Source organism: Thermovenabulum sp., assembly GCF_049723235.1.
In the GTDB taxonomy this organism is placed as follows: Bacteria; Bacillota; Thermosediminibacteria; order Thermosediminibacterales; family Thermosediminibacteraceae; genus Thermovenabulum.
The window spans coordinates 24,736-32,875 of record NZ_JBNARB010000023.1 but is presented as its reverse complement, the minus strand read 5'-3'; the positions used below and the strand labels follow the sequence as shown (position 1 = coordinate 32,875).

Sequence of the window (8,140 nt, the reverse complement as noted above, 5' to 3'; positions counted from 1 at the left end):
TGAGGGTGGCAGGACGGTAGGTGCCGGCGTAGTAACCGAGATCATTGAATAAGAAAGATTACCGGAATAAGGGGATTTTGAAAAATCCCCTTATTTTTATGCTTTTTATTGACATAGAAAATGAATTATGATAAATTTTTATAAGTGACTGTTGTAGAATAGGATATTTTGACGATGCGTACTTGTTAGGAGGTGGCCGAATGCGGATAAACATAACGCTGGAATGCACGGAATGCAAGCATAGGAATTACCATACAGAGAAAAATAAAAAAAATGATCCCGATCGATTGGAATTGAGAAAGTACTGCAAGTACTGCGGAAAACACACCCTGCATAAAGAAACGAAGTAAATTGGATGAGGGGGATTTTACTTAATGGCAGCCGGCGGAGAAGGCTTCTTGAAAAGAAGCGGGAAATTTTTTAAAGAAGTGAGATCAGAATTAAAGAAAGTTACGTGGCCCACAAGACAGGAGCTTATATCTTCTACCATAGTAGTAGTTACTTCCGTTGCATTGGTAGGACTTTTTATTTGGATAGTGGACAGCTTCCTTGTCAAGATTCTGGAATTAATTCTCCGATAAGGAGGGGTATTTCCCCTTGGAAAATGCATCAAAAAAGTGGTATGTTATCCATACTTATTCCGGCTATGAGAATAAGGTTAAGGCAAACCTGGAAAAACGCGTAGAATCGATGGGGATGCAGGATAAGATTTTCAGAGTCCTGGTCCCGGTAGAAGAAAGTGTTGAAATAAGGAATGGCAAGAAAAAGCTGGTCCAAAGAAAGATTTTCCCGGGATATGTGCTCGTTGAGATGGTAGTTACCGACGATTCCTGGTATGTGGTAAGGAATACCCCGGGAGTAACCGGATTTGTGGGAACAGGTAATAAACCAATTCCCCTTCAGGATTCGGAAGTAAAGGCTATTTTAAAACAAATGGGCATAGAAGAACCCAAGCCAAAGATTGACCTGGCAGTTAACCAGAATGTAAAGGTGATTTCCGGTCCCTTTGAAGGATTGATAGGCAGGGTGGTAGAAGTAAATCACGACAAACAAAAGATAAAGGTTTTAATATCGCTTTTTGGACGGGAAACACCGATAGAACTGGAATATAACCAGGTTGAAAAAATATAAAAATGCTTCAATGAAAGGGAGGTGTTTGAATGGCTAAAAAAGTTGTGGCAATGGTAAAACTACAGATTCCTGCAGGCAAAGCGACGCCGGCTCCACCGGTGGGTCCAGCTCTTGGTCCTACGGGAATTAATATAATGAACTTTTGCAAAGAGTTCAACGAAAAGACAGCCGCTCAGGCAGGATTAATAATTCCTGTCGAAATCACCGTATATCAGGATAGGTCCTTCACTTTTATTTTAAAGACACCGCCGGCATCCGTACTTCTAATGAAGGCTGCTGGTGTGGAAAAGGGTTCGGGAGAGCCCAATAAAAACAAAGTGGGCAAGGTAACCAAAAAGGATATAAAGGAAATTGCCGAACTTAAAATGAAGGACTTAAATGCTGCGAGCCTGGAAGCAGCAATGAGGATGATAGAAGGTACAGCCCGCAGCATGGGCATAACAGTAGTAGACTAATTACGTCATTAAAGTGGGAGGAGTTATTCTTCCGATAAAACCACAGGGAGGGAAAATAATTGGCAAAAAGGAGTAAGGCATATCAAGAAGCTTTAAAGCTTGTGGATAGGACGAAACTTTACGAACCCCAGGAAGCTATGGAACTGGTTTTGCAAACGGCAAACAAGAAATTTGATGAAACAATTGAGGTTGCGGTAAGGCTTGGTGTGGATCCCAGGCATGCCGACCAGCAGGTGAGGAGCACGGTGGTGCTGCCCCACGGAACAGGTAAAACAAAGAGGGTACTGGTGTTCGCTAAAGGAGAAAAAGCAAAGGAAGCTGAAGAAGCGGGAGCAGATATTGTGGGAGCAGAAGAGCTTATTGCAAAAATAGAAAGTGGATTTTTAGATTTCGATGTGGCAGTTGCTACGCCCGATATGATGGGGGCGGTAGGTAAACTGGGTAAAATATTGGGTCCGAGAGGGTTAATGCCCAACCCGAAAGCCGGCACCGTTACATTTGATATCGCAAAGGCGGTAAAAGAGATAAAAGCCGGTAAGATAGAATACCGTGTAGATAAAACGGGTATTGTACATGCACCAATAGGTAAGAAATCCTTCGGGGCTCAAAAATTACTGGAGAATTTCAGAGCGTTAATGGAATCAATAATAAAAGCAAAACCTGCAGCAGCAAAGGGACAGTATTTAAAGAGCATTGTGGTTTCGAGCACAATGGGTCCCGGAATTAAAATAAATCCTTTAAAGGTCGTGGAGAAATAGGCTAAAATTAAAATTGAATAACGAAAATTACCTTCGCTGCAGACAGTAGGTGCCGAAAGGCTTAATATCCTACCGAGGCGTGTAATATATAGGTTTCTTTATGCGTTTTGAGGGCATAAAAGAGGTCTTTCTCTACGTCTGCAGAAAGACCTCTTTAATTTTTATAAAATAAACTGCGGGGAGGTGAAAAAGTGCTGACTAAGGAGCAAAAGGTACAGGAAGTAGAGGAATTGAAAAAGAAATTTTCCGAAGCAAAGTCAGCTATTTTGGCAGACTATAAGGGACTGAATGTAGCGGAGGTCACAGAACTAAGAAGAAGGCTTCGGGAGCAGGGCGTAGAGTTCAAGGTGGTAAAAAACACCCTTGCCAAAATCGCCACGAAGGATATGCCCTTCAATATCGATGAATATTTGGAAGGCCCTACAGCAATAGCTTTTAGCTATAAGGACCCCGTCGCAGCAGCCAAAATTCTAACAGAATTTGCAAAGGACCATAAAAATCTTGAATTAAAGGCTGCGGTAGTAGAAGGAAAAGCAGGCGGCAAGGATATTGTGGAAAAGCTTGCCAAAATGCCTCCTCGAGAAGAGCTGCTTGCAAAAGCTGTGGGAGCAATACAATCGCCGCTCTTTGGTATCGTATGGGTATTACAGGCACCTCTCAGAGACCTGGTATATACCTTACAGGCTATTCAAGAAAAGAAAGCCTCATGAAGGCATTAAAAAAATTACCTTAAAGAAAAGTTTAATTTAAAATAATAAAATCAATGGAAAATTAAGGAGGAGTATGTAAAATGACAAAAGAGGAAATCATTCAAGCTATTGAGAATATGACCGTTATTGAATTGGCAGAGCTCGTAAAGGCTTTACAGGACAAATTTGGTGTTACAGCAGCCGCACCTGTAGCGGTAGCTGCAGCCCCAGCGGCCGGTGCTCCGGCAGCGGAAGCTGCACCCGAGCAGACAGAATTTGATGTAATCCTTGCAAATCCTGGAGCAGAAAAGATCAAGGTTATCAAGGTCGTAAGAGAGCTCACCGGTCTTGGACTAAAAGAAGCAAAAGATCTCGTAGATGGTGCTCCGAAACCGATAAAGGAAAAGGTCAGCAAGGAAGAAGCAGAACAAATAAAAGCAAAGCTTGCAGAAGTGGGCGCAACCGTAGAAATAAAGTAAAAGTTATAAAAGAATATATTAGGACAAAAAAGAGGATGAATTATTCATCCTCTTTTTTGTTTAGAAAATACCTGATAGTTTATACTTTTAAAATTAACAAAAGTTTACAAATTAATACAAAAATAAATTAAAACAAAATAAATATATGTTATAATATTAAAAAAAAGAAATTCCAAAATAATAATAAAAGTATTACAAAAGAAGGAGGCAAAAAATGCAAAGCCAAACGCAAATTGAGGAAAAATCCCTTCTGGATACTTTAATAGAGGTAACCCCGATTTTTCTGAACCTATTTCCCTTTGATTGCAATATATCGATAACGGATACCGAATGTTTTCTGGCAAATTATTCTAAAGGGGAATTCAGACTTGACCAGCAAAAAGGCAAAAAGATTCCCGAGAATAGCCGTTTATGGAAGGTTATAGAAACGGGAGAAATTCAAAAATATATTTTGCCCAAGGAAGTCTACGGAGTGCCTTTTAAATCAATTTCGGTACCTGTAAAGGATGAAACAGGCAAAGTGATAGGCTGTATAGCCCTCGGTATGAGCCTTAAAAACCAGGAAAGGCTGGAACAGGCTATTAAAACTTTATCCGGCACCAGCGAGGAAGTTGTTGCATCGGCAGAGGAGCTGGCTGCTTCCGCCCAGGAACTTTCTAAGTGCATGGAAATTGTAGATTCAATGAAAAAAGAGATGGAAGAACAGATAAACAAAACCGAAGAGATTTTAAACTTTATAAAAAATATTGCCATGAATTCGAACATACTGGGAATAAATGCTGCGATTGAAGCTGCCCGGGCAGGTAAGGAAGGATTGGGTTTTAACATTATTGCGGATGAAATCCGCAAAATGGCAAAAAGCAGTGCAGATTCGGTGAAAAATATAGAAAAAATAACCGAAGAGATAAAACAAAAAATGTCAAAAATAAGCGATGAGATTCAGAAAACCTTTGAACTCGCAAAAAGCCAGGCCTTTACTTCTGAAGAAATTACAGCTGCCATAGAAGAATTAAATAAATTAATAACTGACCTGGAAAGCATATCTAAAATTGTATAAAGTAAAAAGTTATAATTTCTTTAGTATCAATACCGGCAGGATATGTTGTTCTTGCTTCCTATTGGATGCTTTTTTATTTATCTCTCAATAATTATTCTTAAATTAGATAAAGCAAAGGAGGGATAGTAAATGGGTAAAGGTATAATTGTTTATTTTTCCCTTGATGGGAACACTGAATTTGTTGCGGGTTTAATTCATAAGATTACGGGATTTGATTTAATAAAAATTATACCTATAAAGGAGTTTAAGTATAAGGGATTTTTAAAGTTTTTTATGGGCGGAAAAATGTCTGTGTTTGGAGAAACGCCAGAAATCCAGGATTTTGAGAAGGACATAAAAAGTTACGATACCATTATAATTGGAACTCCGGTTTGGGCCGGCAGGCCAAATCCTTATATAAATACATTTGTATCAAATTATGACTTAAAAGGGAAAAGGGTGGCTATATTTGCTTGTTGTGCCGGCTACCCGAACAAGACATTTGATATTTTAAAAGAAAAGATAAAGGGAGATGTCCTTTCTACCATTTTTTTCAGGAATGCTTTGAAGAATAAAAATTCAGGGATTGAAGAAAAAATTAGAGAATGGATAAGACAAAATGGGCTGAATTATTTTACAAATTAAACCGACATTTACCGTCGATTAAACAGTGAGCAACATAAATAATATGACATTTTCACAGAGAAATTTTAATAGGACATTATCATAAAATAACCACACGAGACAATAAAAAATCTTGACATAAACCGCATCGTACTATAAAATATATATTGCATTTTGGTTTTCGACGCGGGGTGGAGCAGTTCGGTAGCTCGTCGGGCTCATAACCCGAAGGTCGCTGGTTCAAATCCGGCCCCCGCAACCAAAAGAATACATGGCGGCGTAGCTCAGTTGGCTAGAGCATGCGGTTCATACCCGCAGTGTCCGGGGTTCAAATCCCTGCGCCGCTACCAAATGTGGCCCTGTGGTCAAGTGGTCAAGACACCGCTCTTTCAAGGCGGTAACAGGGGTTCGACTCCCCTCAGGGTCACCATTTTTATTTTATGCAAATTAATGGCGAAGGCTATTTAAATATGTTCCAAAAAAGTATAATCCTTTGAGTAAATAAAAGTCGCATTTTGCGACTTTTATTTTTTTATAATGCAAAATGTCAATAAATTTTAAATATTAACAGGTAAATTGTGACAATTTTTATTACCCCATAAATTTATAATAATACCTACCACAATATGGGGGTGGGTATAAATGATAAACAAAAAGGTCTTCCCTTCGAAAGAAATGGAATTGAGGAAAAGTAATATTTCTTTACGGGAATTAATGTTTATTTTAATTAGTTTTATAATGGGACATGCTTCCTTGTTTAATATTTATCCCTTTGGGCTGCCTTTTATATCCTCGGTTATCATGAAGGAGAAAAACAAAGCCTATTTGATTCTGCCTGTTTTCATTGGAACCTTTACGGGGGTTAAAGATGTAAATTTTTTATGGAAATACGGATTAGCCTATATAATTTTCACCCTGTTAATTTTAACTTTTAAAAAGGAGATACAGATAAAAAAATGGCTTTTACCTTTTTTGTGCCCCGCTTCCCTTATAATGGGAGGACTTTTGTCTTTCCTTTGGGTAGCTTTCTCTTATTATGATATTATTCTGTTGATACTGGAAACACTTTTAACATATATAAGTGTTATCATTTTAAGCGAAGGACTAACCTTTTTTTACACCCCGGAAAGAGGAAATGTAGAAAAATTGATTACCCTTACCATAATATTTGGATCAATTTTAAAACTCATAGGGAATACCGTATTTTTTGGGGTACCCATTAAAAACTTAGTAATTTCGGCAATAATCGTTTTTTCAGCATTTGCGCGGGGGACCGGCGAAGTCTTTGGATATGGGGTTATCCTGAGTTTGCTCGCATACCCTTCTTCTTTATTACCCTGGGCATTAACTTTTTACAGCATTTCCGGCTGTTTTGCTTTTTTTTTAAAGAAGTACGGTAAAATTGCGGTATTTACAGGTTTCTTAATAGGATATGGAATTTATCATTATTACATAGGGCTAAGAAGCGTAAATTTCTTAAATTATCCGTCCTTAGTACTCATCTTTATCGTTACTATTTTAACCCCGGAAGCCGCAATAAAAAAACTGGAAAAAACTTTATCGCTGGATGAAGAAAGTTCTGGGGATATCAATAATATATTAAAAGAAATGATTAAAACCCAATTGGTAGAGCTTGCTAACACCTTGGAGGAAATGGGCAAAATATATAAATATCCTATCAGGAATGGGGACTTAAATCCCTTAGAGGATTCTATTTTAAAAATAAAAAACAGGATATGCAGGGAGTGTGCTCTTTTTAAAGCTTGCTGGGATAGAGATTATAAATCAACTATTGCCGATATATTTAAGCTTTATTCAGCCAAAGAAGTTTTTCTTGACGGAGACTTACCCAGACTTTTTAAAGTTCGCTGCGGAAAGCTGGAGGAAATTTACAAATTTATTAAAATGGATAAAGAAAAAAACGAGCTAAAAAAAGTCCTCGATGCGATGGTAAAGGAAATCTCGGATATTTCCTTTGAAAAGGTTAAACATTTTGCTTCCTGCCTCAAAATGCTGGCGGAAAAAGGTATCGATGAAAATAGATATGCTGAAGATTTGAAGGAGGAGCTGTTAAAAGAGGGCATTAATGTGGAGAACATAATTATAGGTGATGAGGGAGAAGGACACAATTACTATATTATTAAACGCCCCTGCATGGGGAATAGAACCTGTGAAATAAAAATAATGCCGTTTTTTGAAAACGCATTTATCAAAGGGGCAAATATGGTAAAAGTGGATTGCCCTTTAAGGAGCGGCAAAGAAAAATGCAGAATAAAAATAGTGCCCAGAAGCGTTCTTTCCGTGGCGGTGGGTTATGTAAATATTCCTAAGGAGGGCGCTTCTTTTTCTGGAGATAGTGCTACCTTTTTCGAGACCCTGGGAGGAAAATATTTTATGGCTTTAAGTGATGGTATGGGCGTGGGGGAAAAGGCCAAAAACCACAGCGAAAAAACCCTTTTAATTTTTGAAAACCTTATTGAATCCGGCTATGACCTGGAAGATGCCATCAGGATTCTAAACAGTGCAATGCAGGTATACGGCTCAGGGGGAGATAGCTTTAGCACCCTGGACATTACTTTTATAGATTTGTCTTCGGGTATGGCGGAATTTGTTAAAGCCGGAGCGGTGAGTAGCTTCATCAAGAGAAAGGATAAAGTAGAATCGCTAAGGGGTAGTGCCCTTCCCATAGGAGTTATGGATGGAATAAACCCGGTAAAGATAAAGAAAAAACTTATGCCTCAGGATATGGTTATTATGGTAACCGATGGAGTTATGGATTCTATTAAAACCGAGGGGGATAAAGAAGAAAAATTCATAAAAATTATCGAGAGCATTAAGACCACCAATCCCCAGGAATTTGCCGAAAGAATTTTAAAAAAGGTTTTAGAAGGTTCTGAAGAAAAGAGGGACGATATGGCAGTTTTAGTAGGGCTTGTATGGGAGAGAAAAAATTGATAATATTTTTTTG

At 38.4% G+C, this 8,140-nt stretch carries 10 protein-coding genes, 3 tRNA genes and 1 other annotated feature; all 13 genes read left to right on the top strand.

Going from position 1 to position 8,140, the window contains the following annotated elements; genetic code table 11:
• Positions 1–200: 200 nt before the first annotated feature.
• Complete coding sequence (rpmG, locus tag ACPLOV_RS10255) at positions 201–350, top strand: 50S ribosomal protein L33 (RefSeq protein WP_068747240.1); 150 nt, start codon at positions 201–203, stop codon at positions 348–350.
• A gap of 24 nt (positions 351–374) precedes the next feature.
• Complete coding sequence (secE, locus tag ACPLOV_RS10250) at positions 375–581, top strand: preprotein translocase subunit SecE (protein ID WP_424909902.1); 207 nt, start codon at positions 375–377, stop codon at positions 579–581.
• Between the two features lie 16 nt (positions 582–597).
• Positions 598–1,131, top strand: coding sequence for a transcription termination/antitermination protein NusG (gene nusG / locus ACPLOV_RS10245; RefSeq protein ID WP_068747238.1), 534 nt, complete (start codon positions 598–600; stop codon positions 1,129–1,131).
• A gap of 29 nt (positions 1,132–1,160) precedes the next feature.
• A complete protein-coding gene (rplK, locus tag ACPLOV_RS10240) occupies positions 1,161–1,586 on the top strand; it encodes a 50S ribosomal protein L11 (protein WP_424909903.1) in 426 nt (141 codons plus the stop codon).
• Positions 1,587–1,645: 59 nt separating this feature from the next.
• Positions 1,646–2,344 (top strand): 50S ribosomal protein L1, encoded by a 699-nt coding sequence (rplA, locus tag ACPLOV_RS10235; RefSeq protein WP_424909904.1) that lies wholly within the window; start codon positions 1,646–1,648, stop codon positions 2,342–2,344.
• A gap of 18 nt (positions 2,345–2,362) precedes the next feature.
• Positions 2,363–2,510: a sequence feature (ribosomal protein L10 leader region), on the top strand.
• Between the two features lie 25 nt (positions 2,511–2,535).
• Complete coding sequence (gene rplJ / locus ACPLOV_RS10230; protein ID WP_424909905.1) at positions 2,536–3,054, top strand: 50S ribosomal protein L10; 519 nt, start codon at positions 2,536–2,538, stop codon at positions 3,052–3,054.
• 80 nt (positions 3,055–3,134) lie between these two features.
• Complete coding sequence (rplL, locus tag ACPLOV_RS10225; RefSeq protein WP_424909906.1) at positions 3,135–3,512, top strand: 50S ribosomal protein L7/L12; 378 nt, start codon at positions 3,135–3,137, stop codon at positions 3,510–3,512.
• Between the two features lie 214 nt (positions 3,513–3,726).
• The gene (locus ACPLOV_RS10220) at positions 3,727–4,569 is read left to right on the top strand and encodes a methyl-accepting chemotaxis protein (RefSeq protein WP_424909907.1); all 843 of its coding nucleotides are present in this window, start codon (positions 3,727–3,729) and stop codon (positions 4,567–4,569) included.
• Positions 4,570–4,698: 129 nt separating this feature from the next.
• A complete protein-coding gene (locus ACPLOV_RS10215; RefSeq protein ID WP_424909908.1) occupies positions 4,699–5,193 on the top strand; it encodes a flavodoxin family protein in 495 nt (164 codons plus the stop codon).
• A 164-nt stretch (positions 5,194–5,357) separates the two neighbouring features.
• A tRNA-Met gene (locus ACPLOV_RS10210) sits at positions 5,358–5,434 on the top strand.
• Positions 5,435–5,445: 11 nt separating this feature from the next.
• A tRNA-Met gene (locus ACPLOV_RS10205) sits at positions 5,446–5,522 on the top strand.
• Positions 5,523–5,527: 5 nt separating this feature from the next.
• Positions 5,528–5,602 (top strand) — tRNA-Glu (locus ACPLOV_RS10200).
• Between the two features lie 212 nt (positions 5,603–5,814).
• Entirely contained in the window at positions 5,815–8,127 is a 2,313-nt protein-coding gene (locus tag ACPLOV_RS10195; protein ID WP_424909882.1) for a SpoIIE family protein phosphatase, read from the top strand.
• Positions 8,128–8,140: the final 13 nt, after the last annotated feature.